The sequence below is a fragment of the Paenibacillus sp. J31R98 genome (genome assembly GCF_056269245.1).
In genome coordinates this window covers 362,080-385,931 of record NZ_JBWDNO010000001.1, presented here as the reverse complement: position 1 = coordinate 385,931, position 23,852 = coordinate 362,080, and the positions used below count along the sequence as shown (strand labels likewise).

Sequence of the window (23,852 nt, the reverse complement as noted above, 5' to 3'; positions counted from 1 at the left end):
CTCCGTCAAGCTTCCGCCTTGCTATTAGTGCCTGCCCTTCGCTTGTTTCTGAACCTGCCGCTGCAGCTTCTTCACGACTCGAAGCGCCGCCTTGAGCTCATCAATTAACTCTCTTGTCAGCTTTGCCTGCGGCAGCTTGCCGCTGTTCGTATATACTCCATCCTCGTTGCGCGTCATCGTCATCAGTCGAAGGCGCATAAACAGCTTGAAGACGTTCGTATACTCGGCACCTTCTGGCTCTGCAATAAAACCTCGCTCGCTTAGCAATTCAATTCGGGAAAGTGTCGCGGTTTCCCTTACCCCCGCTTTGACGCTCATAAGCCGAATCGCATTCACCATCGGGATGTAAGCCCCGTATTTCAAATCCAGGCTCCCTGCCTCTTCGCCGTACTGCTCCTTGAGCAGCTGGCCGAACACGCCAATGAGCACTTTATGACGCATCGTATTGTTAAGCATGTGCTGAACAATCATCTGATTCTCCAGCGTATCGGTATAATAATGGCTTTTGAGCGCGTACAGCAAATCTTCTTGTCCATATACACATCTGCAATCCGCGACGATGAGAAGATACCTGACACATTCCCAGTCCGGCTCCCGGAACCAGCTATCGAGCTTCGCCTGCCAGCTTGAGAGCGATTGGCACCATAGCGGATTAGAGCTAATGACATTCCCTTCACACGGAGGATAACCGATTGCTTGCAAAGTCTCGACGACCGTACCACTTAGCAGGCGAAAATATTCCTCTGTCTCTTCTCGTTCCGCCTCTTCCACCGGATCCGCATAAATCAATCCGCTGTCTTGGTCGCTGGATAATGTTTGTTCTTGTCTGCCCCCGCTGCCGAACAATAAATACGCGTAAGGCACGGGTGGGGATCCATGCCCCATCCGTGCCAGCTTCGCTTCTGAGAGTGAGATTGCCTGGCGAATTAACGCATCGTGTATCTCATTCAGATCCGTATAAAATTGTTCGATCGGCTGCTCAGCTTGCAGCAGAGCCATCTCCTCATGGATTTGATCCCGCAGGCTGCGCAGCGCAATCACATCATCTGTAGTCCCGATGCGTGTGAACAGCTTTGCACGAACCGAATCGCCCATGCTGTGCTCACCCCTGTCGAATAGTAGAAGCGACGAATAGCAGGTCTTACATGCTGCTTTGTGCTTTTTTCATTTGTTCCGGATATCCGAATGCACCGTGCTCAGACAGGTCAAGACCGATAATCTCTTGCTCTTCTGTTACACGAAGACCCATTACAAGCTTCATTACGCCGAGGATGATGAAGGAAACCGCAAGCACGTAACCGCCGCACACAAGTACCGATTCAAGCTGTACCCACATTTGGTGCCAGTTGCCTGTGTCAATGATGCCGCCTTCGCCAACGTTCAACTTCTTAGCAAGTGCATCCGTTGCAAAGATACCATTCGAGAGCGTACCCCAAACTCCTGCTGCGCCGTGAACGGAAAGTGCATAGATTGGATCATCGACTTTAATTTTCTCGAAGAACTTCGCGCTGAAGAATACGAGCACGCCTGCAACAAGACCGATCACAACCGCTGCCCAAGGATCAACGAATGCGCAAGAAGCTGTGATTGCGACCAGACCAGCCAAGCCGCCGTTCAATGTTGTTGTGATGTCAGCTTTGCCGTTAACAAGCCAGGAGATCAGAAGCGCCGATACTGCGCCGCCGGCTGCGCCGAGTTGAGTATTGAATGCGACATAACCGAAGAAGCCATCGCCTACGCCAAGTGCGCTGCCCGCGTTAAAGCCGAACCAGCCAACCCACAGGAGAAGAACGGAGAGTGCGCCGAATACTTGGTTATGCCCTTGAATTTCATTTGCAGAACCATCTTTATTGAAGCGACCAATACGTGGCTTCAATAATACTGTCGCCGCGAAGGCTGCTAGTGCGCCAGTTAAGTGCACGACGGTGGAACCAGCATAGTCTTGCGCGCCTTCAGCGAACAACCAGCCTGTCGGGCTCCAAATCCAGTGCGAGATAACCGGATAAACGATTGCTGTGAACAATATTGTAAATACGAGGTAAGCGGACAATTTAGCGCGTTCTGCGAAACCGCCCCATGCGATCGAGAGCGATACGGCTGCGAATGCCAGCTGGAAAATGAAGAAGATTGTCGATGGAAGAGCCTCACCGTCAGCAGCTGCTACCGATGGAGCAAAGAGGTAGCTGCCCCAGCCGAGGATTTTGCTGACCGAGCTCTCAGCGTTATCAGCGCCGAAAGCAATTGCATAACCGACTGCCCAATAAACCAATGTACAAAGACCTAACGTGAACACCGTTTTACCTGCGATGTGACCCGCGTTCTTCATTCGAGTCGAACCAGCTTCCAGCAGGATGAATCCGCCTTGCATCAGAATGACTAGAATCGCCGCAACGAGCACCCAGATGGAGTTGAGCCCCATGTTGAGCGTTGCTGCAGACGGGTCGTCTGCAAAAGCCATAGCTGGGAATAACAGCGAAAGAGCTCCTAATGACACGATTAACTTTTTGACCATGAACGACCACTCCCTAATGTTATGTTTCTTTACACAATAAGAAAGACTTAATGTCATTATAGGTTGGAGGATCCAATTTGACAATACATTTTTCCTGATTTTCTAAAAAAAATCTAACGTTCGTCTCATCAAACGAATCGAATGTTAAGTTTTTTAACGAGAATGGCATCAAATTGCCAGTCCCGTTGGAAAATCCTTCGCATTTTGAGTAGTCGCTCACCTATCACTTCACGAGCAACAACCACTTTATAACCTATATTTTACCTCCATCTTCGAACATTTCGGCATCCATGTCAGCTTTTCTACATGGAAAATTCACCAAAGCATTACGTTTGACTGTACGGTTCATCTTTCTGTATCATAGGAACTAGAAGCTCATGCCGTACATACTGTTGAAATGAAAGAGGTGATTCCAATGTCCGAATTGTCATTGCCGTTATACCGGATTGGTGAATTATCCAAAATGGCTGGTTTAAGTCCACGCACAATCGATTTCTACACATCGCTCGGCCTTATTGAGCCTGAACGCCGTTCCGCCAAAAATTATCGTCTCTATAATGATGAAACCTTGCATCGGCTCAAACGTATTGAACAATTGAAGAAAGACAAATTGTCGCTCGACGAAATTAAAGCGAGTATGGCGGTCTGGCGTAAAGTTTCATCAGAGGAGCAAGTATCCGACAAGCTGATGGACCTGCAGAAGCATTTGGAGCAGCTGCAGCGAGAGGTGAAGGAGATTGAGCCAGTGCTCAGTCAATTGAAGCCGCAGCAGGCTAAGCAGGTCTTCAAACGTCTTGTACCCCAAACGGCTGCTTGCGTCGAGGCACTCATGCTTCTGCTTAACAAGGGCGGTATTATGTAGCATTTATTTAATTGGAGGGAACAACGATGTTTTTTCACCCGCTGGATATTCTAATCTTACCTGCATTCCTATTGTCGCTCTGGGCCCAGTTCCGCGTTCGCGGTACATTTAATCGTTGGTCTGAAGTACAAACGATGAGCGGGCTAACAGGGTACCAGGCAGCACGGATGATGCTCGACCGCAACGGCTTGCATGATGTTCCGATTGAGCCGGTGCCTGGCACGCTCTCTGACCACTACGACCCGATTCACCGCGTCGTTAGACTGTCAGAGCATGTTTATTACGAGAACTCAATCTCGGCCATCTCTGTCGCTTGTCACGAGGTTGGCCATGCGATCCAGCACAGCGTCCATTACCCGATGCTCGTTGTTCGCCATAAGATCTTCCCGATCGTGAACATCGCATCCGGCATCGCGCCTTTCCTGCTGCTTGCAGGCTTCTTGTTCCAAGCAACAGGACTTATCGGAATCGGTATTATCTTCTTCTCCTGTGCAGTTGCATTCCAGCTCGTTACATTGCCGGTCGAGTTCAATGCCAGCAACCGGGCTCGCGAAATTATGGTCTCTGAGGGCTTTATCTCGAACGAGGAAGAACGAGGCGTCGCCAAAGTGCTTAATGCCGCAGCTCTTACTTACGTAGCTGCAGCGCTCATCTCCTTGCTTGAATTGCTCAAGTACATTCTTATCTTTACGCAATCGGATCGCGATTAATTAATAAGTATATGCACGAGACGCGGGGAGCTTAGCTCCTCGCTTTTTTTGTTACGCAAAGAACCGGTGCCCCCTAAGAGGCACCGGTTCTTCTTGTTCATGCTATTCTGTACGGAAACGGGACAGCGTTTCTTTAAGACCCGTGGATACTGTTTCAAGCTTATCGGACAGGCGTACAAGCCCTTCGCTAATGCTGTTCTGCTCGGTGCTAAGAGATGCAACCTCTTCAGACGTCGCGGAAGATTCTTCAGCTACCGCACTAACGTTGCTCATTGCTTCAGACAAGACAACCTGCGAGCTTTCCAGCTTGCTGATCGACTCCGTAACTGTACCAAGGCGACCCACGAAGTCACCCATTTGACCTTGAACGGTCAAGAAGATTTGATTTGCTTCTTTAACGGATTGAATCTGCTCTTGGAAGATCGGGTAAGCTGTCGACAATACAATAACAGTCTCATCGATTTCTTTCTGAATCGTCTCTGTAATCTGACCAACAACATCGATCGATTGACGGGATTGATCCGCCAGCTTGCGAATCTCATCCGCTACGACCATGAAGCCTTTGCCGGCTGCACCAGCACGCGCTGCTTCAATTGTTGCGTTCAAGGAAAGAATATTCGTCTGCTTCGTCATGTTATTGAGCACATCGAGAATTTTACGAATCGAACGCGTGCTTTCTTTCAGGCGATCAACCTTCTCCACCATGGAGCGCGTCATCTCTTCGGTCATACCTGTCTTCTCGATGAGGCTGTTCATGTACGTTGTACCTTGACGGCTTGCCTTCTCAACGTCGGATGCTGCAACACCCATCTCTTGGTTCGAAGTCATTACCTGCTGCATTTGTTCGCCAATCTCGCTCGTCAGGTCACTGCCCTTCTCGGCTTCAGTTGCCAAGCTCGAAGCGCCGTTCGCGATCTCTTCCGTCGCAACCGCAATTTCACGCGCAGAGATTGCCGTCTTCTTGGATGCGTCAGATAATTCCCCGGCTGTAGCCAGTACGTCTTGGGCAGACTGGTTTGTCTGATTAACAAGGGATGTAATCTGCGTCATCATCTGGTTAAAGCTTTGCGCCAGTTGACCGATCTCATCCTTCTTATTGATCGTGGAACGTACAGTCAGGTTACCGCGCTCACCTTCATTCATCAGGTTGCGCAATCTTACGAGCGGAATTGCAACCATCCGGATAACAAGCAAACCGATACCGATTGCAATCAGAGCTGCAATACCCGCAATGAGCCAAGTCGTGTTCAGAATTTGCTTGGCATCCTTCACGAGCTCATCAACAGGAACGGAACCAACGAGCTTCCAGTTCACATTCTCGAACTGATTGTAGATCGCAAGCACTTCCTTGCCATTCGCATCTGTTGCTGTTTTGGAGCCGCTCTCTGCAGCTTTGCCATCTTTCGGGAATGAAATTACCGAAGGCTTGCCGATATCTTCAGGCTTGCTAGAAGGATTGCTTGGAAGCACGTAATTACCCGCATCATCAACAATCGTAATGCTGCTGTCTTCTCCCAGCTTAACGCTCGAAAGGACATCGCTAAGCTCTCTCAAGTAAATCTCAATAATCATAATAAAATTGCCTTGATTGGTGACAGTGTTCTTCATTACACGGCCCATTGCGAAAGTTGCTTCAGGAACATCGCCTCTGTACCCTTTAGCTTTGGCTGGAAGCCATACAAGACGACCATTACCCTCCACAACCTTCTTCATCCAATCCGACTTCTGTGCGAGCTCTGTCGAAATGGCAGAAGAACCTGTCGAGACTGCAGTCACATCCCCTTTGATCGGAATAATGGCTGCCCCGAGAATCGATTGGTTGCCGAGAATGTATGACTGCAGCGCATCGCTGAGCTTCTTCATCGTATCGAATTTCTGGTAGTCGTCTTTTACAGTATCGAGTGTACTCAAATTATCTTGAACATTCTTGTCGAGCAATATTTGCATCGAAAGCGCTTCGTAGTTCTTAAACATCATGTCCAGCTTACCCGCCGACTGTTCAATAGCTACAGCGCTCGATTCGGTCACCTTATCCTTAATGATGCTTTTGGATGTTGAATAGGAGAATAATCCTACAACAAGAACGCACAATAGAATTGCGCTGAAAATAATTAAGAAGAGCATGAGGCCTACCGATTTGATCGGATTCGTCATCTTCACATTCTTAATTCCATTCACCGAGGAATTGTACAATTCTTTCACATTCGGAGTCCGTTTATCACCTTCTGATTCCGTTTTCAATGCTTCCTTTTTCGAGTTTAACTTGAATTTCAACTTCACTGCCTGACACCACCAATTCTGCGCGTATTTCGCCATATTTTGTCTAATATTTCTATAACAGCAGTAGTGATAATATCGGCAACTTTGCACAGATATGTTAGCAGTTAATGAAAATAATTAACAAAAAAAATAATCCTAACCGATCACTCGGTTAGGATTATAACAGGTCATAAGACTCAGGCAGAGCATTAACGCACTTTCTTACGCATCATGTCCATAGGCTTAACTGGTGCTTCCGTCTTCATGACGATATGCTGCAGCGGATGTCTCGCAGCGTCAAGCACATTGCCGCTCTCATCCTTGATTTCGGTAACAACTTGTTTAAAGAATGTTCCGTTCGGTCCGAAGAACTCTACCTCTTGACCCGGCTTGAAATGATTACGCTGCTGAATGACAGCATTGCCTGTCGACTCATCATACGAGATGACAACGCCAGCGAAATCATAAGGCGCAGCCTTATCTTCCGGTTCATAGATATGATCTTCTGCGCCAGGCGTATCGTAGAAGAAGCCTGTGTTCACCGGACGGTTAGCTGCCTTCTGAATATCATCCAGCCATACTTGCTTCAGCTCATAGTTCTCCGGATCAGCCATATACGAATCAATCGCTTGACGGTATGCATTTACAACCGTTGCTACATAATGAAGGCTCTTCATTCGGCCTTCAATCTTGAAGCTGTCCACACCTACGTCAATAAGATCCGGAATGCTCTCCAGCATGCAGAGATCCTTGGAGCCCATTGTAAACTTATCGGCGTCCATACCGACCATCTGAATGTCATCCTCGTAAATATCGTACTTCCAACGGCATGACTGGCAGCAGCCGCCGCGATTGGAGTCACGATCCGTAAAATGGTTCGACAATACGCAGCGTCCAGAATAGGACGAGCACATTGCGCCATGGATGAACGCTTCGATCTCAATATCGACATGTTCTTTAATTTCCTGGATCTCTTCCAGGCTAACTTCACGCGCTAATACGACACGCGGCAGCCCTTCGTCCTTCCAGAACTTAACGGCTTGCCAGTTCATTGTCGATTGCTGCGTGCTCAGATGCACCTCAAGCTTGGGCGCAACGCGCTGTGCTGTTTCAATAATAATTGGATCCGCAGCAATAATCGCTGCGATGCCAGCATTCTCAAGCTCGCGCAGATATTCCTCAAGCCCTGCGATATCCTCATTGTGCGCGTAGATGTTCGTTGCAACGAATACTTTGGCGCCGTATTTCTCCGCGAACTCTACGCCTTCCTTCATCTCTGCGAAGCTGAAGTTATCGGCATTGGAACGCAGACCGTACTTCTGTCCGCCAATATATACCGCATCTGCCCCATAATGAACGGCAAACTTTAATTTCTCTAAATTTCCAGCAGGAGCCAGCAGCTCCGGCTTATCCAGTCGGTTTCTTTTACCTTCGTAGCGATGTGCTACTTTTGTTGTTGAAGTCACCAGCTTCACCTCCACTTCCTTCGGTGACAATTAATAAACCTGTTCCTTGAAGAAGAACCCGTATGACAGCTCACGCGACGGATCTTGCAGTTCTCGGATGGAATCGAGCCATTCTTCGTTAAACGCATAACCTTCCGGGTCTGCATAATAAGCGTCAATGGTTGCGCGATATGCGCGCACGACTGCTTCGTTGTATGCTATTGATTTTAGCAGTCCTTCAATCCGAAAGCTATCCATATTAACTTCCATTAGCTCATGCAGGTTCTCGATCATGCACAGATCATCGGAACTCATGATATGCGTACCATTAGCGTCTTCGTAAATCGGGAAACGCTCGTCCGGACGCTCTGTTTCCACCAAATATAAGCCATTCTCGATGGTCCCATCGATCTGCTTATCTTGAAACACCTCATCATCCTTCGCTTGATGATCGAAGTAATTGTGCACGAGCGGACGCTTAGAATGATAAATGTTCGTCAAGCCATGAACTTGAACTTGAACTTCCATCTCCGTATTCGCCTTCACATCTAATACTTGATCCATGTTCAGCTCACGCGCAAGAATGACTCTCGTCGCACCACGACGGCCCCAATAATTAGCAGTCGCATAGTTTGTTGATGTCATCTCAGCATTCCAATGCAATTTCATCCCTGGTGCTTCCGTCCGAGCTATCATCAATACAGCCGGATCACCAAAGACAATACCGTCAACGCCAGCTTCAGCCAAGCCGTGAATATAACCCGGAAGCGAATCCACTGTCGCATTGTCCATTACATTATTTACTGCTGCATAAATTTTGGCGCCTTGCGGATGCGCGAGCTTCACTGCCTCAGCAATCATTGTCAGGTCAAATTCGCCCGGTAGCCGCATGCCATAGCGCGATTCTCCAACAACGATCGCATCTGCGCCCGCTGCGATTAATCGCTCCATGTCGGCAAGGGATGCTGCATCAATGAGCAGCTCCGGTTTTGTTGCCATGGTAAGTCCTCCTATTGCTTTGCCGTTTCGTTGCTTTTCTCAATATTGCGATTATGCTCTTTGAGCGTTTCGGCGAATAGATGCTCATGACTGCCATCTTTCTTCGTCACGTAGTAATAATAATCGGTTTGTTTCGGGAACAGCGCCGCTTCAATCGACTTGATGCTCGGCGATGCGATTGGACCAGGCGGCAATCCTTTCACCTTATACGTGTTGTAAGGGCTGTCCACTTCCAGATCAGACAGAAGCAATCGTTCCTTCTGCTTATCAAGCAAATATTGCACGGTTGCGTCGATTTGCAGCGGCATGCCTATCTTAAGGCGATTATATATAATGCCTGCCACAATCGGACGCTCTTCATCAATAACAACTTCCCGCTCCACAAGTGATGCGATCGTCAGCATCTCATGCATAGAAATATGATGCTCAGTGAGCGATTCTTCCCAATTCTCAGGAAGCGTATCGAGCTTATGATCGAGCTCCTGCAGCATGCGCGTAATAATATCTTCCGGTTTGCTGCTCTTCACCATCTCGTACGTGTCAGGGAACAAGTACCCTTCAAGCCTGTGACGCAGTTTCGCATCCTTCGGTATATTCTTCACTGCATCCGCATCGCTCCATACTTGATCCTTATCGGCAAGCGCGATAAATGCGGCTTTATCGACATAACCCGCTTTACTTAACGTATCCGCAATTTGCTCCACAGTGAAGCCTTCCGGAATCGTAAAGCGGATTGTTTCTTCCTTCTTTGTCTCGCCAGCATTGAGCTTCGCGATGATTTCATCCTTGGTCATGCCTGGTTTAAGCTCATACACGCCCGCTTGGAATTTCGGTCCCTCATGTTTATAGCGTAGGTAATATTTAAAAATAAAAGCATTGCGAATAACACCTTGCTCTTCAAGCGTTTCTGCGAACACGAAAGGTGAAGATCCCTTCTTGAGCTCCACTTGGACAGTGTCTCCGGAAGATGCCGGCCGTAATCCATTCCAAATATAGAAGTATACACTGCCTACCGAGATAGCCATCAGACCAATAATGATTGTAATGACCCAGAAAGTAATGCGACCCCGCCTAGGTCCTGCGGGACGATGCTGAGTTGACTGTTCTTCTGATGAGTGCAAACGACGTATCCTCCGTTTCCGAATCAGCGCGGAAAAAGGGCGGTATATGCCGCCCCTTCCGTACTCCTATAAGTAAAACCGAGCTTGCCAAGCATCGCTCTGGTTTAATGCAAGAGAATCGCTAATTAAGGCTGTTCATCGCCTGCGAACAACAAATCATCGTATGCTTCAGCGACGGCTTCCCATTCCTCGTCATCCTCGATCGATTCCAGCTCCGGATCGGCGCCATCCTGAATCGTAATGCGGAAGAAAGCGACTTCATCTTCTTTCTGCATATCTTGCGACTGCAATCCGGCATAGGAGTGGTTACCCAGCTGGAATTCAGCGACGATCTGGAACGGCTCTGCTGCCCCTTCTTCGCCAATCAAATCTACTTCTTCGCCATAAATCGACTTCAGAACCGAAATACGTTTTACTTCAGACAATGTTCAAAGCTCCCTTCAGCCACACGGGCGGCTGTTAGTCGTTCTCGTCGATCTCAGCAAGAAGTGTGTTGAACGTTTCTTCAACCATGTTCCACTCTTCTTCGTCTTCGATGGTGTAGAGCTTCAGATCATCGCCGTCTTCCTCATAACGGAAGGCATAAACCTCGTCCGACTCTTCATCATCTTCTTCGCTTGAATCGACATTAAGCGGCACAACCATCATATATTTCTGATCGGAGCCGTCTACTTCAAACTTCATGACTACCTCGAATTCTTCTTCGTTGCCGTCTTCATCTGGAATGTAGATGATTTCCGGCTCTTCAAACTGCATGTTGTCCTTTGTCATCGTTACCCTCACCTTTTCGTTTTAGAATCGAGATAATTTTGCAAAATAAGCGTTGCCGCCATTTTGTCCACCACTAACTTTCGCTTCTTACGGCTAACGTCTGCCTCAAGCAATGTGCGCTCTGCGGCCACGGTCGTTAGCCGTTCGTCCCAAAGGTGTACGGGTAAATTTAGCTTCTGCTGTAAATCTCCTGCGAATGCGATGCAAATTTCGCCACGCGGCCCGATGGTGCCATTCATGTTCTTAGGTAGACCGACCACGATCTCTGATACTTCATGTTCCTTTACAAGCTGGGCAATGGCTTCAATCTCGCCGTTGTCGCGACGTTTCTCCACGACGCCGACGCCTTGCGCGGTCCAGCCGAATGCATCACTGACGGCAACGCCAATTCGGCGGTCACCGTAATCCAATCCCATCAGACGCATACGATCTGGTGCCTCTTTTCCATGAACTTCGTTATTTGCTGTGCTGACTTAAGTAGGAACGTACCAGCTCTTCAATGAGCTCGTCTCGTTCTTTCCTTCGAATTAAACTTCGAGCATTGTTATGCCGCGGAATGTATGCGGGATCTCCGGACAATAGATAACCGACAATCTGGTTAATCGGATTGTAATCCTTCTCCAGCAGTGCATCATACACCGTAAGCATAATTTCTTTCGAAGAAGCTTCCAGCCCTTCCGCCTTCACGTCAAATTTCATTGTCTTGTCCATTGAATTCATCGCCAGCACCTCACTTTCCAAGCCGCTTAACAGCCGTTTAATAAACTTACTATATCACATTTGCCTGCGAGAGAACCAGTTCTTCGGCAATTTGGAGCGCTTCGCCCAGTTTTGACGGATCTTTCCCGCCTGCTTGCGCCATATCCGGGCGACCGCCGCCGCCACCGCCGCATGCTGCTGCCGCTTCTTTGATGATCTTGCCAGCGTTAAAGCCTTGTTTCACTAGCTCCGGAGCAACAGCTGCGACGAGATTAACCTTGTCTTCTGCAGCTGCGCCAAGCACGATAACCGCGTTTGGAAGCTTCGCTTTCAGCTCATCAACAATACCGCGCAGCGCGTCCATGGAAGGAGCGTTTACTTGTGCAGCAAGCACAGTAACGCCGCCGACAGTCTTCGCCTGCGTCTCCAGCGAGCCTGCTTCGATACGGCTAAGCTTGCCTTGCAGCGACTCGTTCTCGCGAGCAAGCTCTTTCACTTGTACATGCAGCGCTTCGATCCGCTTAGGCACGTCGTTCAAGTTCGTCTTCAATAGCGCTGCCGCTTGCTTCAGTTGATCCAGCTGGCCTTCCATGTACAGGTACGCGTTACGGCCAGTTACAGCTTCAATCCGGCGAACGCCGGAACCGATGCCGCTCTCGCTTACCAGCTTGAACAACCCGATCTGCGCCGTGTTTGCTACGTGACAGCCGCCGCACAGCTCAAGGCTGTAGCTGCCGACGCGAACAACGCGGACAACATCGCCATACTTCTCGCCGAACAGCGCCATTGCGCCCATTTCCTTCGCTTCTACGAGCGACTTATAGTCGATATCAAGCGTTGTGCCAAGCCAGATCTGCTGGTTGACGCGGCGCTCGATCTCCGTCAGCTCTTCCGGCGTGATGCTGCCGAAGTGCGAGAAGTCAAAGCGGAGACGGTCTGGCTCAACGAGGGAGCCTGCTTGGTTAACATGCTCGCCGAGAACGTCTTTCAGCGCGCGGTGCAGCAAGTGTGTTGCCGTGTGGTTCTTGATTGTATCTTCACGCGTTTGCGTCGATACAGCCGTTTGTACTTGATCGCCAACTTTGACCGTTCCGCTCGTCACAACAGCGTGGTGTACCGGTTGACCATGTGGCGCCTTCGTCACACCTTCGACTGTGAGCGTGAAGCCTTGGCCAGTAATCGTACCGCTGTCGCCGATTTGACCGCCGCTCTCTGCATAGAACGTCGTGCGATCGAGAATGACAAGCACGTCACTGCCTTCGGATGCAGAATCAACTAGCGCATCGCCATTCACGATTGCAAGAACTGTTGCGCCTTCAATCGCCAGATCCTGATAGCCGACGAATTCGGATTTTGCCGTGAAATCAGCAAGTGGTCCGCCTTGAACATTCATGCCACCAGTGTCTTGGCGAGCTGCACGCGCGCGCATACGCTGCTCTTCCATCGAAGCGTCGAAGCCGTCGCGGTCAACCGTCATGCCTTGTTCGGCTGCATAGTCTTCCGTCAGATCGAACGGGAAGCCATAGGTGTCATACAGCTTGAACGCGTCAGCTCCGCTAACTTGCGTAACGCCGGCAGCCTTCGCTGTTTTAACTAGATCACCGAGCAGTGCCAGACCGTCAGAAAGTGTCTCATGGAAACGCTCTTCTTCGGTACGAATGACTTTCTCGATGAACTCGCGCTTATCGACAACTTCTGTATAGTGGCCGCCCATAATCTCGCCTACTACCGATACGAGCTCAAACAAGAACGGACGGTCAACGCCCAGCGTCTTGCCGTAACGAACCGCGCGGCGAAGCAAGCGTCGGATGACGTAGCCGCGGCCTTCGTTAGAAGGCATAACGCCGTCGCCAACTGCGAAGGCAACCGTACGGACATGGTCAGCAATGACCTTCAAAGCGATGTCGTTCTCTACATCCGTGTGGTACGTAACGTTCGCGATTTGGCAAGTGCGCTCAATGATCGGACGGAACAAATCCGTGTCGAAGTTCGAGTCGACATTTTGCAGAATCGAAGTGATGCGCTCAAGACCCGCGCCTGTATCGATGTTCTTGTTAGGCAGCGGCGTGTAGCTGCCGTCCTTATTATGATTATATTGCGAAAATACGAGGTTCCATACTTCGAGGAACCGTTCGTTTTCTCCGCCAGGCCAGCATTCCGGATCACTCAGGTCGCCGAAAGCATCGCCGCGGTCATAGAAGATCTCGGTACATGGTCCGCACGGGCCTTCGCCGATGTCCCAGAAGTTATCCTGCAAACGGTAGATACGCTCTGCTGGAAGCCCGATTTTCTCATTCCAGAATTTGAATGCTTCCTCGTCCTCCGGATATACCGTAACAGATAGACGCTCCGGATCGAAGCCGATCCATTGCGGGCTCGTCAGGAACTCCCATGCCCAAGTAATGGCTTCTTCTTTGAAATAATCGCCAATCGAGAAGTTGCCGAGCATCTCGAACATCGTTTGGTGACGGCGAGTCTTGCCGACATTCTCGATATCGTTCGTACGGATACATTTCTGCGAGTTTGTAATACGCGGATTGTCAGGGATAACACGGCCGTCAAAATAAGACTTCAGAGGCGCCATACCAGCGTTAATCCAAAGCAGCGACGGATCATTATGCGGAACTAGGGAAGCACTCGGCTCAACCTTATGGCCTTTGCTCTCGAAGAAGGAGAGCCACTTCGAACGGATTTCACTTGCTTTCATACTGTTCAACCCCCAAATTTAGTAGAAATAAAAAAAACGCCCCTAAAAAACAGGGACGAATCATTCGCGGTACCACCCTGGTTATTGCACGCCTACTCGCATCAATCACGATTTAAGCCATGCAATCTCCTTAGTCAGACGTTAACGGGTCCACCCGGTGAAGTTCATTCACTCTCCGAAACCAGCTTTCAGCCATCCTTCGCCGTTAGAATTCTCGCAGCCGACGCGGGCGCTTACAGCGCTCACGAAGGAATTCTCTCTCTGGCAGCGGTCTATGACTTACTTTATGTTTCATCTACGATTTCAATATGCGGTTGACGTAGTTGTCAATAGTATACTCACAACAGGTATACAATGTCAAATTGTCTTCCGCCTAACGTAATAAGCGAAGAAGTGCTGAATGATGACCTTCAGCGCAGCGAAGATCGGTACGGCTAGTATCATCCCGACGATTCCCGCCAGCTCACCTCCGACGAGCAAGACGAATATAATCGACAACGGATGCATATGCAGCGTTCTGCCCACCACTTGCGGCGAAATAATGTTGCCCTCAAGAATTTGGCAGGCGGTGTTGACGACGACGACGAGCAGCATCATTTTGAGCGAAACGGTTGATGCCATGATAAGCGCAGGCGCCGCGCCGAAGAACGGACCGAGATATGGAATGATGTTCGTCACGGCTACAACGCTTGCGAGCAGCAGCGCATAAGGCATGCCGATAATCAAATAACCCACGTAAGCAAGTGTGCCAACAATAACGCAAACAAGAAACTGACCGCGAATGTAGCTGCCAAGCGCATTGTCGATGTCCTTGAGCAGCCGCACGGCATGCTTGCGATGCGATTTGGGCACGTAGGTAAGCAGCGTACGCTCGAACACCTCGAAATCCTTCAATATATAGAACGCCAGGAACGGGATGATGAACGCAATGAATACGATGTTGATCATCGCCCCGATATTATTAATGAAGCTGAAGATGGCATCCGAGCTCTGCTTCTCCAGTTTGTAGATCGACTTGTTAATTCCGCCGCGAATACTCTCCGGCAAGAACGATGAATTGTTCAAGTCATTCACGATTCCCTGTGCCTTCATTGTTAAATCCGGCATATGCTCATTCAGCTCCTGAAGCTGCTCCAGAAACATCGGAATGGCATTCATTAGAATAACCGTGAGGGCGCCGCAGAACACCGCATAGATGAGCAGTACGGCAATGGTCCTTGGCACCTTCCGTTCATTTAGCAGGCTGACAATCGGATTGAGCACATAGGATATGATCATAGCGATAAGGAACGGTGCTAATACCGCGCGCAGAAACACATAAATATGGATAATGATCGGTTTCAGCAGCAGAAGCAAATAAAGGGCAATCAGCCCCAGAATGAGATAGACAAGCCATACAAACAGACGGTTGTTCGTAAAGCGTTCCAGGCTGAACCCCTCCCTTGGACCGGCAAAAAATAGCATACGTACTAACAGTATATGTACAGGCTGTCGTTTTCATCCCGCCAATGAAAAAAGACGACCTCTCGCCAGAGGTCGCCTACCGTTCCTTATGCTACATTAATTCGCATGCACTTGCGGCATATCATCTTCAAAGAAGAGATCGTCGAGCGAGCTCAGTGTACCGTCTTCTTCGACTTGGTACACGGACATTTTCTCGCCGTTCACCGTTAATTCAATGAAGCAACCCCAACAATAATACTGGTGGGATCCGATTTTACCGATATCTTTGGAACTGCAATTTGGGCATTTCATGGTTCATTTCTCCCTATATCCGACTCAGAAACTGCGACCGGGGTAAGGTAAGCCTCGCTGCCGGCCGGTACAATTATGACATTTTCTCCGAGCATGACTTCTTCTGTTAGCTGGGGCACCGGAAGCCACTTGCGGCCTTCCAACATGTCCGCTATAAAACCATCAGTCAACTCATAGCCTACTATTTGTGTACCCTGTAATTGATCAAAATAAACATCTGATACTCGGCCAAGTTGTTCACCATCCGTAGTCACGACGGGCAAATCTTTCAAACGGATCAATCCAGTCTGGAACGAACGCTGAATTTCGGCTTGCTTCGTCTTCCGAACAGATGCCGTATTCATAATAATTACGGTATCTGCACCGCAGACGAGTACTTCACTCCAGAGCACTGCTTTCATTGCGGTCAAGAATCGTCTGCCGGCGTCCAATACAATCCCGCCAAGCTGCCAGTGCTCGTCAAACCATGCATCCTTCACATGGCCGACTTGCTTGCCGGCACTCATCTCAACGACCGGAAGCCCGATCACATGCTGTAGTCTTAGCACCGTTTTAGGAAAGCCTCCTAGGCATTAGTACGAACACGGCCTATAAAAGTTGCAACTTTTTTTGCGGCCTGCTCGAGTTCCTCCATAGTGTTTCCCAATCCGAAGCTAAATCTTACAGCGGAAGCTTGTCTCTCGATAGAAACGTCCATCGCTCGAAGCACGTAGGATGGTTCAAGCGCGCCTGATGTACAAGCCGATCCGCCCGATGCCGCTACGCCTGCCAGATCCAGATTCATGAGCATCGTCTCGGAACTAATACCGATAAAGCTCATATTCAGAATATGTGGCGCGTGCAGCGTCTCATGGCCGTTTACAGCAATCCGGTCATCGCCTAACGTCTCAATCATCCGCTCTATCCATGTATAACGAAGTTGCGCGAGCAAAAGTTTCCGTTCTTCGATTGAATTCACAGAAAGTTCAACAGCTTTCGCGAAACCAACAATGCCGGCAACATTCTCCGTGCCCGAGCGTCTGCCTCTTTCTTGCAAGCCGCCGTGTGAGAGTGGCTCAAAGGTGACGCCTTTACGAACGAAGAGTGCGCCAACGCCTTGCGGCCCATTAATCTTGTGAGCGGAGAAGCTCATAAGATCAACAGGCAATTGCTTCAGGTCAATAGCAATCGATCCGAGCGCTTGTACGGCATCGACGTGAAAGAGCACTCCGGAAGACCGGGCGAGTTCACCAATCTCATGGATCGGCTGAATGGTTCCGGTCTCATTATTTACATACATGATGCTAATCATGGCGGTTTCCGCTTCAATTGCGTTTGCAACATCCGTTATCGATACAAGTCCCTGCTCGTCCACTGGCAAAATCGTAATGCGGAATCCTTCTTCTTCGAGCGCCTCACTAGCGTGAAGAATGGCATGATGCTCCGTCGCAGCCGTGATGATATGGGTCTTGCCGTGTTGTTTACGAGCTGCTCTGGCCGCACCAATGAGTGCCATGTTGTCACTCTCGGTTCCGCCTCCAGTGAAGACGATCTCCGCCGCCGTGCAGCCTGTGCTTGCTGCAACAATATCGCGCGCACGGTTAAGCAACTGGCGTACGCCGCGTCCATAAGCATGTGTGCTGGACGGGTTGCCGAACGTCCCCGTATAGACGGACATCATTTCGCTTGCTACTTCAGGGTGTATCGGCGAGGAAGCCGCATGATCATAATAAATCCGTTCCATTCTCGCATCATCCTTAAATATAGAACATGTAGGAGTCCTGCGGACCCTCTTCTCTGAAGGAGACAAGATCTGCTAGTGTCGTCGAGTCTAGCACTTCCGCGATGCTGTCACGAATGCGAAGCCATAGATCGCGCTTAGCCGGATCATCTTCCTCGGTGAAATCAACCGGAGAGATCGGTCCCTCCAGAATACGAATAACGTCGCCTGAAGTAATTTCTCCCGGATCTCTGGACAAAATATAGCCGCCATATGCACCGCGGATGCTCTTCACAAGTCCTGCGTTGCGCAAAGGGGCAATCAGCTGCTCCAAGTAGTGCTCCGACAAAGAATTACGTTCCGCTATACTTTTGAGCGATGTAGGACCTTCACCGAATTTACCCGCAAGCTCCATCATAATCGTTAGGCCGTAGCGGCCTTTCGTTGAAATTTTCAACTGCTGCACCTCTTCCCAAGCAAAACTGTATCTTATTTAAAGGCTGATGCAATCATGTGATCACAATCCATGGTATTCCCATATCATATCTATGTTAACATACTAGACGAGTCTTATGTTGAAAAAACATGTCGTTTTCATGAAAATCATTTGCATAATGTGCTACAATATAAAAACGTAAGCGTCTTTCCTATGTGAATTAGAGGGATGGGCTTGATCTATAAGGTGGTGTCTATTGATTATGAGCAATTCGAATATTCGTGTCGTTGTCGGCATGTCCGGCGGCGTTGATTCATCCGTTACCGCGCTTCTGCTCAAGCAGCAGGGCTATGATGTAATCGGGATTTTCATGAAAAACTGGGATGACACCGATGAATTCGGCCATTGTACGGCTGAAGAGGACGCAGAAGATGTTCGCCGCGTCTGCGACCAGATCGGCATTCCTTACTATACGGTCAATTTCGAGAAGCAGTATTTCGATAAAGTGTTCGCTTACTTCCTCGATGAGTACCGGAATGGCCGCACACCGAATCCGGATGTAATGTGCAACCGTGAAATTAAATTCGGCGATTTCTTGCAGAAAGCGCTGGAGCTCGGTGCGGATTACTTGGCTACTGGTCATTATGCCCGTTTAGAGCGTACCGCAGACGGTGAAGCGAAGCTGTTGCGCGGAGTCGATTCCAATAAGGATCAGACGTACTTCCTGCACGCGCTTCGTCAAGACCAACTCGAGAAAGCAATGTTCCCGATCGGACATCTGCCGAAGCCGGAAGTTAGACGCATTGCGGAAGAGTTCGGACTATACACCGCGAAGAAAAAAGATAGCACAGGCGTCTGCTTCATCGGCGAGCGTAACTTCAAGGAGTTCCTGAGCGGTTACCTGCCGGCTCAGCCTGGCAACATGGTCGACATTGAGTCGGGCGAGACCAAAGGCCGTCACGACGGGCTCATGTACTACACGCTCGGTCAGAGGCAGGGTCTTGGCATCGGCGGCTCAGGCAATGGTGAGCCTTGGTTCGTAGCTGCGAAGGATTTGGAGGAGAATATCCTCTACGTCGTTCAAGGAGACAAGCATGCGAGCTTGTACTCGCACAGTCTCGTTGCGACAGGCATCAACTGGATTTCGCATGTTAAGCCAGTGGGACCGCTCAAATGCACAGCGAAGTTCCGCTATCGCCAGCCGGACCAAGGCGTGACCCTCACGCTCCGCGCAGACGGCACAACTGCGGATGTTATCTTCGACAACCTGCAGAAAGCGATCACCCCCGGCCAAGCGGTCGTCTTCTACGATGGCGATGTATGCCTAGGCGGCGGCACAATCGATGTTGTGAATCAATAAAATGGAGAACAACCCTGCGTTCAATGGACGCGGGGTTGTTTTTATTTCTACCGCTTAACGGCGCAAAAAAAGCACCCGAACCAAAGTTCGAGTGCTGTGTTATTCGTTTATCCTGTTTCAGCTCGCAGCTCTACCTCTTCCATCTCTTCGCTCTCCGTAAACTTACGGATAACGATACGCGAGATACGAAGATGATCGGTCTCTTCGATGACAAATTCGAAGCCATCCGGATGAACGACTCGCTCGCCCTTCGTTGGCGGATTCTCGATCTGCGCGTACATCCAGCCGCCGATCGTGTCGTAGTCGTCGCTCTCGATTTCGAGACCGAAGTAGCTGTTCACTTCCTCAATCAACATCATGCCATTGATCGAGTGCGATTCGTTCTCGCGCGGCTCGATATCAGGGCGTTCCTCATCGAATTCGTCCTGAATTTCACCGACGATCTCTTCCATGATATCCTCAAGCGTTACAAGGCCGGAAGTACCGCCATATTCATCAATCAGAATGGCGATCTGCGTCTTCTTCTTCTGCATCAGCTTCAGCAATGCGCTGATATGCATCGAATCAGGTACGGTCGTCATCGGACGCGTAATGACACGAATATCGTTCAGACCTTGCTGCGTCACTTTAAGCAGGTCCTTAATGTGCACAAAGCCAATGATGTTATCCTTATCGCCGTCACAAACCGGGTAGCGCGTATGCATCTCCTTGAGCGCAATCGCTTGGTTCTCCTCGAACGACAGGTTCGCATAGAGACAGATCATCTCTGTCCGCGGAATCATGATCTCTCTGGCGTGCGTCTCCGCAAAATCAAATATATTATCGACAAGCGTAAGCTCCGTATTATCAATTAGACCGGATTTATGGCTTTCTTTCATGAGGATCCGAATTTCTTCCTCGGTATGCGCCGATTCATGCTCAGCAGCTGGTTCAATACCTATGCGCTTCAAGAGCCAGTTTGCCATTCCGTTAAGCAAATAAATGAACGGGTACATCAGCTTGTGGAAAGCAATAAGCGGCATTGCTGTCCAAAGGGTTACAGGCTCAGACTTGCGAATCGCAACCGTCTTCGGCGCCAATTCACCTAGAACGATGTGCAGAATGGTAATAATCGAGAACGCAAGTACAAAGGATACTGTAGAGACGCCAACTTCGCTAAAGTGAAGACTCTTGAGCAATGGTTCAATAAGATGCCCGATGGCTGGTTCACCAACCCAACCAAGTCCAAGGGAAGCAAGCGTAATGCCAAGCTGACAGGCCGACAAATAAGCGTCCAAATTGTTGGTAAGCTGCGAAGCAAAACGCGCGCGACGATTGCCGTCCAAGGCGAGCGTATCAATCCGGCTGCTTCTCACTTTAACCATCGCAAACTCAGCTGCAACGAAAAATCCGTTTAGAAAGACGAGCACTACAATTAATAAAATACTTAAAAATAAGGGTAACGGGTCACTACTCAACGATTCCCTGTTTGCCGTCCGCAGCTGACGATAACTGCATTCACGACGAACAGGTGCACCTCCTTCGGGAACTGAAAATTATAAAGAAATGTTATAATACTAGATTAGACGATGGATTAACTTTACGTCAAACGCCGTCATCCCACCTTCTGGCTCAAATTCGGGTTTTAGTAATGTTTATTCCGTAAAGGTCGGCCTTTATGCGCCATTTTCTAGCTCCTGCTATTGTTTATGCAGATATAAGCGTAAATTACCGCTTACTTACGGCGTTCTTGATTCTGTCGAATCTTGTCTTCCATGCCTTGATTCGTCGCTTGGTAGAATTTCTTCTTCGCAACTCGGTCAGGCAAATACTGCTGCTCCACATAATGTCCAGGGTAATCATGCGGATATTTATAGCCAACATGACCAAGACGCTGCGCCCCGCTGTAATGCGTGTCCCGCAAATGCAGCGGCACTTCCGCAGAACCAATCTGCTCGATCGTGTTCATCACATTTCCGATAGCAATAGCTGAAGCATTCGACTTCGGACTTTCGACAGCGAACAGAATCGCTTGCGTAATGTTGTACTTCGCTTCCGGCCATCCAATCTTATGATAAGCATCCATCGCCGTTACTGCTTGTACCATCGCCTGCGGATTCGCAAGGCCGATATCTTCGCTGCAAGCGACGATCAGCCTTCGAACGAACGTCATTGGGTCCATGCCGAGCTTCTCAACGGCATATAGAAACCAGAATAGCGCCGCATCGCTGGAGCCGCGTACGCTCTTATGAAATGCGGACAGCACATCGTACTGCGTCGATTCGTCCGCACGGATCGTCGGCTTGCGGATGGATTCTTCCGCTACTCCAAGCGTTACAATGACAGATCCATCCGGCTGTGACGGAGTCGTCACTGCCGCAAGCTCAATCGCATTGAGCGCACGGCGAATATCGCCGCCAGCCATGCTCGCGATATGCTGCAGCGCCTCTTCCTCCACATGCAGCTCCATGAAGCCAAGTCCCCGCTCCTTATCCGACAGGGCACGCCGCATCGCCGTCAGCGCGTCCTCCCTCGTGAGCGCTTCGAGCTGGAACAACGTAGAACGCGACAACAAAGCTCCGTTGACATAGTGGAACGGATTCTCCGTCGTTGCTCCAATGAAGATAATGATGCCCTGCTCAACCGCAGGCAGTAGCGCGTCCTGCCGCGACGAGTTGAAACGATGCACCTCATCGAGGAACAGAATCGTTTTGCGACCGTACATGGATTTGGTCATTCTTGCGCGATCAATCACTTCGCGGACATCTTTTACCGATGCATCCACGGCATTCAGCTTCACAAAATCTCCTTGCGTCCGCATCGAGATAATATGGGCAAGCGTCGTTTTGCCGCAGCCTGGAGGGCCATAGAGCAGAATCGATGACACCTGATCCGCCTCAATCGCCCTTCTTAGCAGCTTTCCAGGACCTACGATTTCCGTCTGGCCAATATACTCATCTATGGTCTGAGGCCGCATCCGGTCCGCTAACAGCTTGGCCCGAGGCGCCTCTTCTTCGTTCTGATACGTAAACAGATCCATATGCTCCACACATCCTTTTCACCCAACTATCATAGCACACAAGCACAAACGTTCGCTATGAAGACAACGTAAAAGACAACAAGAGAGGCACTTCTCGAACTCCGAGAAATGCCCCATCTTGGTCTAATAAATTGATATTCAATTAGCCTGTAAATGTCTGATACAGCAAATAAATGTTCAGCCCCGCGATTACAATCGCAACGACCCATGACAGCCATTTCATCCAAGGCTTATTCACGAACTCGCCCATCTTCTGCTTATCGCTCGTAAACTTCACAAGCGGTATGACTGCGAATGACAGCTGAAGCGATAGGATGACTTGGCTCAGGATGAGCAGTTCCATCGTACCGCCCTCACCATACAGCCATGTAACGATGACTGCCGGAATAATTGCAATTAGCCGCGTGACGAGCCTTCTCAGCCATGCCGCGATACGAAGGTTCAGGAAACCTTCCATGACGATCTGACCTGCGAGCGTGCCTGTCAACGTCGAGTTCTGTCCGGACGCCAGCAGCGCAACGCCGAACAATACACTTGCCGCAGCCGTGCCCAGCATCGGCGACAGCAGGTGGTACGCCTCATTAATATCCGCTACATCTGTGTGTCCCGCCGAATGGAACGTTGCTGCGGAGATAATAAGGATAGCTGCGTTAATGAAAAGGGCAAAGAATAACGCGATTGTCGAATCCCATGTTGCATATTTAATCGCTTGGCGCTTGCCAAGTGCTGTTTGATCGAACTGTCTAGTTTGAACGATGGATGAGTGCAAATATAAGTTGTGCGGCATTACGGTCGCACCGAGAATACCGATGGCAATGTAAAGCATCTCAGGATTCGTAATAATCTGACTAGTTGGGATAAAGCCTTTCATAACGGCGCCGACTTCTGGCTGTGACCAGAAGATTTCGATCAAGAAACAGCCGCCAATCGTAACAATCAATACGATAACGAGTGCTTCGATATATCGGAAGCCTTTGTTCTGCAGCAGCAGCACGAGCAGTACATCAAGAACCGTAATGACGACACCTGCTATAAGCGGTATGCCGAACAATAAGTTGAGCGCGATCGCCGCACCGATAACTTCGGCTAAGTCGCAGGCTGCAATAGCCAGCTCACACATTACCCACAGTCCCATCGCTACCGGCTTGCTGTAGTGATCCCTACATGCTTGTGCCAAGTCCCGCCCTGTTACGATACCGAGCTTCCCTGCGAGCGCCTGCAGCAGAATCGCCATCAGGTTGGAGAGCAGGATAACGGCAAGCAGCGTGTATCCAAACTTGGAACCGCCAGCTAAGTCCGTCGCCCAGTTGCCCGGATCCATGTAACCGACAGCCACCAAATAACCAGGCCCGGCAAAGGCGAGAAACTTGCGAAACCAGGAACCCGATTTCGGAATCTTCATCGAGCGATAAACTTCAGGCAATGTATTCTGCTTCCGCGGATAGCGCCAGCCGCTATTGTCTTGTGCGAGCGGATTTGATTGTTCACTCATGTAATT

At 49.6% G+C, this 23,852-nt stretch carries 22 protein-coding genes; 3 read left to right on the top strand and 19 right to left on the bottom strand.

The annotated features are described in order from the left end of the window. Positions 1 to 24 precede the first annotated feature (24 nt). Positions 25 to 1,095: a DUF294 nucleotidyltransferase-like domain-containing protein gene (locus tag AC0YNX_RS01680; protein ID WP_475813923.1), complete on the bottom strand. Its 1,071-nt coding sequence runs from the start codon at positions 1,093 to 1,095 to the stop codon at positions 25 to 27. A 46-nt stretch (positions 1,096 to 1,141) separates the two neighbouring features. After that, entirely contained in the window at positions 1,142 to 2,512 is a 1,371-nt protein-coding gene (locus tag AC0YNX_RS01675) for an ammonium transporter (RefSeq protein ID WP_475813922.1), read from the bottom strand. Positions 2,513 to 2,927: 415 nt separating this feature from the next. On the opposite strand from AC0YNX_RS01675, the gene AC0YNX_RS01670 reads away from it, so the two are divergent. Further along, complete coding sequence (locus AC0YNX_RS01670) at positions 2,928 to 3,374, top strand: MerR family transcriptional regulator (RefSeq protein ID WP_475813921.1); 447 nt, start codon at positions 2,928 to 2,930, stop codon at positions 3,372 to 3,374. 26 nt (positions 3,375 to 3,400) lie between these two features. Then, entirely contained in the window at positions 3,401 to 4,084 is a 684-nt protein-coding gene (locus AC0YNX_RS01665) for a zinc metallopeptidase (protein ID WP_475813920.1), read from the top strand. Between the two features lie 102 nt (positions 4,085 to 4,186). Here AC0YNX_RS01665 and AC0YNX_RS01660 read toward each other — a convergent pair whose 3' ends face one another. From AC0YNX_RS01660 to cymR, 14 genes are all read right to left on the bottom strand, one after another. Beyond that, positions 4,187 to 6,400: a methyl-accepting chemotaxis protein gene (locus AC0YNX_RS01660; RefSeq protein WP_475813919.1), complete on the bottom strand. Its 2,214-nt coding sequence runs from the start codon at positions 6,398 to 6,400 to the stop codon at positions 4,187 to 4,189. A gap of 152 nt (positions 6,401 to 6,552) precedes the next feature. Next, the gene (locus tag AC0YNX_RS01655) at positions 6,553 to 7,809 is read right to left on the bottom strand and encodes a peptidase U32 family protein (protein WP_475813918.1); all 1,257 of its coding nucleotides are present in this window, start codon (positions 7,807 to 7,809) and stop codon (positions 6,553 to 6,555) included. A gap of 30 nt (positions 7,810 to 7,839) precedes the next feature. Further along, the gene (locus AC0YNX_RS01650; RefSeq protein ID WP_475813917.1) at positions 7,840 to 8,787 is read right to left on the bottom strand and encodes a peptidase U32 family protein; all 948 of its coding nucleotides are present in this window, start codon (positions 8,785 to 8,787) and stop codon (positions 7,840 to 7,842) included. Between the two features lie 11 nt (positions 8,788 to 8,798). Further along, the gene (mltG, locus tag AC0YNX_RS01645) at positions 8,799 to 9,908 is read right to left on the bottom strand and encodes an endolytic transglycosylase MltG (RefSeq protein WP_475813916.1); all 1,110 of its coding nucleotides are present in this window, start codon (positions 9,906 to 9,908) and stop codon (positions 8,799 to 8,801) included. Positions 9,909 to 10,033: 125 nt separating this feature from the next. Continuing rightward, positions 10,034 to 10,333, bottom strand: coding sequence for a DUF1292 domain-containing protein (locus AC0YNX_RS01640; RefSeq protein ID WP_475813915.1), 300 nt, complete (start codon positions 10,331 to 10,333; stop codon positions 10,034 to 10,036). Between the two features lie 34 nt (positions 10,334 to 10,367). Further along, a complete protein-coding gene (locus tag AC0YNX_RS01635; protein WP_475813914.1) occupies positions 10,368 to 10,679 on the bottom strand; it encodes a DUF1292 domain-containing protein in 312 nt (103 codons plus the stop codon). A gap of 8 nt (positions 10,680 to 10,687) precedes the next feature. After that, on the bottom strand, positions 10,688 to 11,104 hold the full coding sequence (gene ruvX, locus AC0YNX_RS01630) for a Holliday junction resolvase RuvX (protein WP_475813913.1): 417 nt from the start codon (positions 11,102 to 11,104) through the stop codon (positions 10,688 to 10,690). Between the two features lie 31 nt (positions 11,105 to 11,135). After that, positions 11,136 to 11,399 (bottom strand): IreB family regulatory phosphoprotein, encoded by a 264-nt coding sequence (locus tag AC0YNX_RS01625; protein WP_090572914.1) that lies wholly within the window; start codon positions 11,397 to 11,399, stop codon positions 11,136 to 11,138. Positions 11,400 to 11,448: 49 nt separating this feature from the next. Beyond that, positions 11,449 to 14,085, bottom strand: coding sequence for an alanine--tRNA ligase (gene alaS / locus AC0YNX_RS01620; RefSeq protein WP_475813912.1), 2,637 nt, complete (start codon positions 14,083 to 14,085; stop codon positions 11,449 to 11,451). A 357-nt stretch (positions 14,086 to 14,442) separates the two neighbouring features. Next, the gene (locus AC0YNX_RS01615) at positions 14,443 to 15,513 is read right to left on the bottom strand and encodes an AI-2E family transporter (RefSeq protein WP_475815149.1); all 1,071 of its coding nucleotides are present in this window, start codon (positions 15,511 to 15,513) and stop codon (positions 14,443 to 14,445) included. 132 nt (positions 15,514 to 15,645) lie between these two features. After that, a complete protein-coding gene (locus AC0YNX_RS01610; protein ID WP_090572911.1) occupies positions 15,646 to 15,840 on the bottom strand; it encodes a hypothetical protein in 195 nt (64 codons plus the stop codon). Continuing rightward, on the bottom strand, positions 15,837 to 16,388 hold the full coding sequence (locus AC0YNX_RS01605; protein WP_475813911.1) for a PRC-barrel domain-containing protein: 552 nt from the start codon (positions 16,386 to 16,388) through the stop codon (positions 15,837 to 15,839). The genes AC0YNX_RS01610 and AC0YNX_RS01605 overlap by 4 nt, the downstream gene beginning before the upstream one ends. A 17-nt stretch (positions 16,389 to 16,405) precedes the next feature. Further along, the gene (locus AC0YNX_RS01600) at positions 16,406 to 17,563 is read right to left on the bottom strand and encodes a cysteine desulfurase family protein (RefSeq protein WP_475813910.1); all 1,158 of its coding nucleotides are present in this window, start codon (positions 17,561 to 17,563) and stop codon (positions 16,406 to 16,408) included. Between the two features lie 13 nt (positions 17,564 to 17,576). Beyond that, positions 17,577 to 17,996, bottom strand: a complete 420-nt coding sequence (gene cymR, locus AC0YNX_RS01595) for a cysteine metabolism transcriptional regulator CymR (RefSeq protein WP_475813909.1) — start codon at positions 17,994 to 17,996, stop codon at positions 17,577 to 17,579. A gap of 241 nt (positions 17,997 to 18,237) precedes the next feature. Here cymR and mnmA point away from each other — a divergent pair, with 241 nt between their 5' ends. Next, positions 18,238 to 19,335 (top strand): tRNA 2-thiouridine(34) synthase MnmA, encoded by a 1,098-nt coding sequence (mnmA, locus tag AC0YNX_RS01590; protein WP_475813908.1) that lies wholly within the window; start codon positions 18,238 to 18,240, stop codon positions 19,333 to 19,335. Between the two features lie 107 nt (positions 19,336 to 19,442). On the opposite strand, the gene AC0YNX_RS01585 is transcribed toward mnmA, so the two are convergent. The 3 genes from AC0YNX_RS01585 to AC0YNX_RS01575 all read right to left on the bottom strand — a co-directional run bounded on the left by AC0YNX_RS01585 (position 19,443) and on the right by AC0YNX_RS01575 (position 23,846). Further along, the gene (locus tag AC0YNX_RS01585) at positions 19,443 to 20,792 is read right to left on the bottom strand and encodes a hemolysin family protein (protein WP_475813907.1); all 1,350 of its coding nucleotides are present in this window, start codon (positions 20,790 to 20,792) and stop codon (positions 19,443 to 19,445) included. A 257-nt stretch (positions 20,793 to 21,049) separates the two neighbouring features. Beyond that, on the bottom strand, positions 21,050 to 22,354 hold the full coding sequence (locus tag AC0YNX_RS01580) for a replication-associated recombination protein A (RefSeq protein ID WP_475813906.1): 1,305 nt from the start codon (positions 22,352 to 22,354) through the stop codon (positions 21,050 to 21,052). A gap of 142 nt (positions 22,355 to 22,496) precedes the next feature. After that, entirely contained in the window at positions 22,497 to 23,846 is a 1,350-nt protein-coding gene (locus AC0YNX_RS01575; RefSeq protein WP_475813905.1) for an Nramp family divalent metal transporter, read from the bottom strand. Positions 23,847 to 23,852 lie beyond the last annotated feature (6 nt).

Coding starts and splice junctions, on each gene's coding strand:
- AC0YNX_RS01665 (WP_475813920.1), top strand. CDS start 3,401: ATGTTTTTTCACCCGCTGGATATTCTAATCTTACCTGCATTCCTATTG.
- AC0YNX_RS01650 (WP_475813917.1), bottom strand. CDS start 8,787: ATGGCAACAAAACCGGAGCTGCTCATTGATGCAGCATCCCTTGCCGAC.
- AC0YNX_RS01680 (WP_475813923.1), bottom strand. CDS start 1,095: ATGGGCGATTCGGTTCGTGCAAAGCTGTTCACACGCATCGGGACTACA.
- AC0YNX_RS01610 (WP_090572911.1), bottom strand. CDS start 15,840: ATGAAATGCCCAAATTGCAGTTCCAAAGATATCGGTAAAATCGGATCC.
- mnmA (WP_475813908.1), top strand. CDS start 18,238: ATGAGCAATTCGAATATTCGTGTCGTTGTCGGCATGTCCGGCGGCGTT.
- AC0YNX_RS01600 (WP_475813910.1), bottom strand. CDS start 17,563: ATGGAACGGATTTATTATGATCATGCGGCTTCCTCGCCGATACACCCT.
- AC0YNX_RS01625 (WP_090572914.1), bottom strand. CDS start 11,399: ATGAATTCAATGGACAAGACAATGAAATTTGACGTGAAGGCGGAAGGG.
- AC0YNX_RS01670 (WP_475813921.1), top strand. CDS start 2,928: ATGTCCGAATTGTCATTGCCGTTATACCGGATTGGTGAATTATCCAAA.
- AC0YNX_RS01635 (WP_475813914.1), bottom strand. CDS start 10,679: ATGACAAAGGACAACATGCAGTTTGAAGAGCCGGAAATCATCTACATT.
- ruvX (WP_475813913.1), bottom strand. CDS start 11,104: ATGCGTCTGATGGGATTGGATTACGGTGACCGCCGAATTGGCGTTGCC.
- AC0YNX_RS01675 (WP_475813922.1), bottom strand. CDS start 2,512: ATGGTCAAAAAGTTAATCGTGTCATTAGGAGCTCTTTCGCTGTTATTC.
- AC0YNX_RS01575 (WP_475813905.1), bottom strand. CDS start 23,846: ATGAGTGAACAATCAAATCCGCTCGCACAAGACAATAGCGGCTGGCGC.
- alaS (WP_475813912.1), bottom strand. CDS start 14,085: ATGAAAGCAAGTGAAATCCGTTCGAAGTGGCTCTCCTTCTTCGAGAGC.
- AC0YNX_RS01660 (WP_475813919.1), bottom strand. CDS start 6,400: ATGGCGAAATACGCGCAGAATTGGTGGTGTCAGGCAGTGAAGTTGAAA.
- AC0YNX_RS01580 (WP_475813906.1), bottom strand. CDS start 22,354: ATGGATCTGTTTACGTATCAGAACGAAGAAGAGGCGCCTCGGGCCAAG.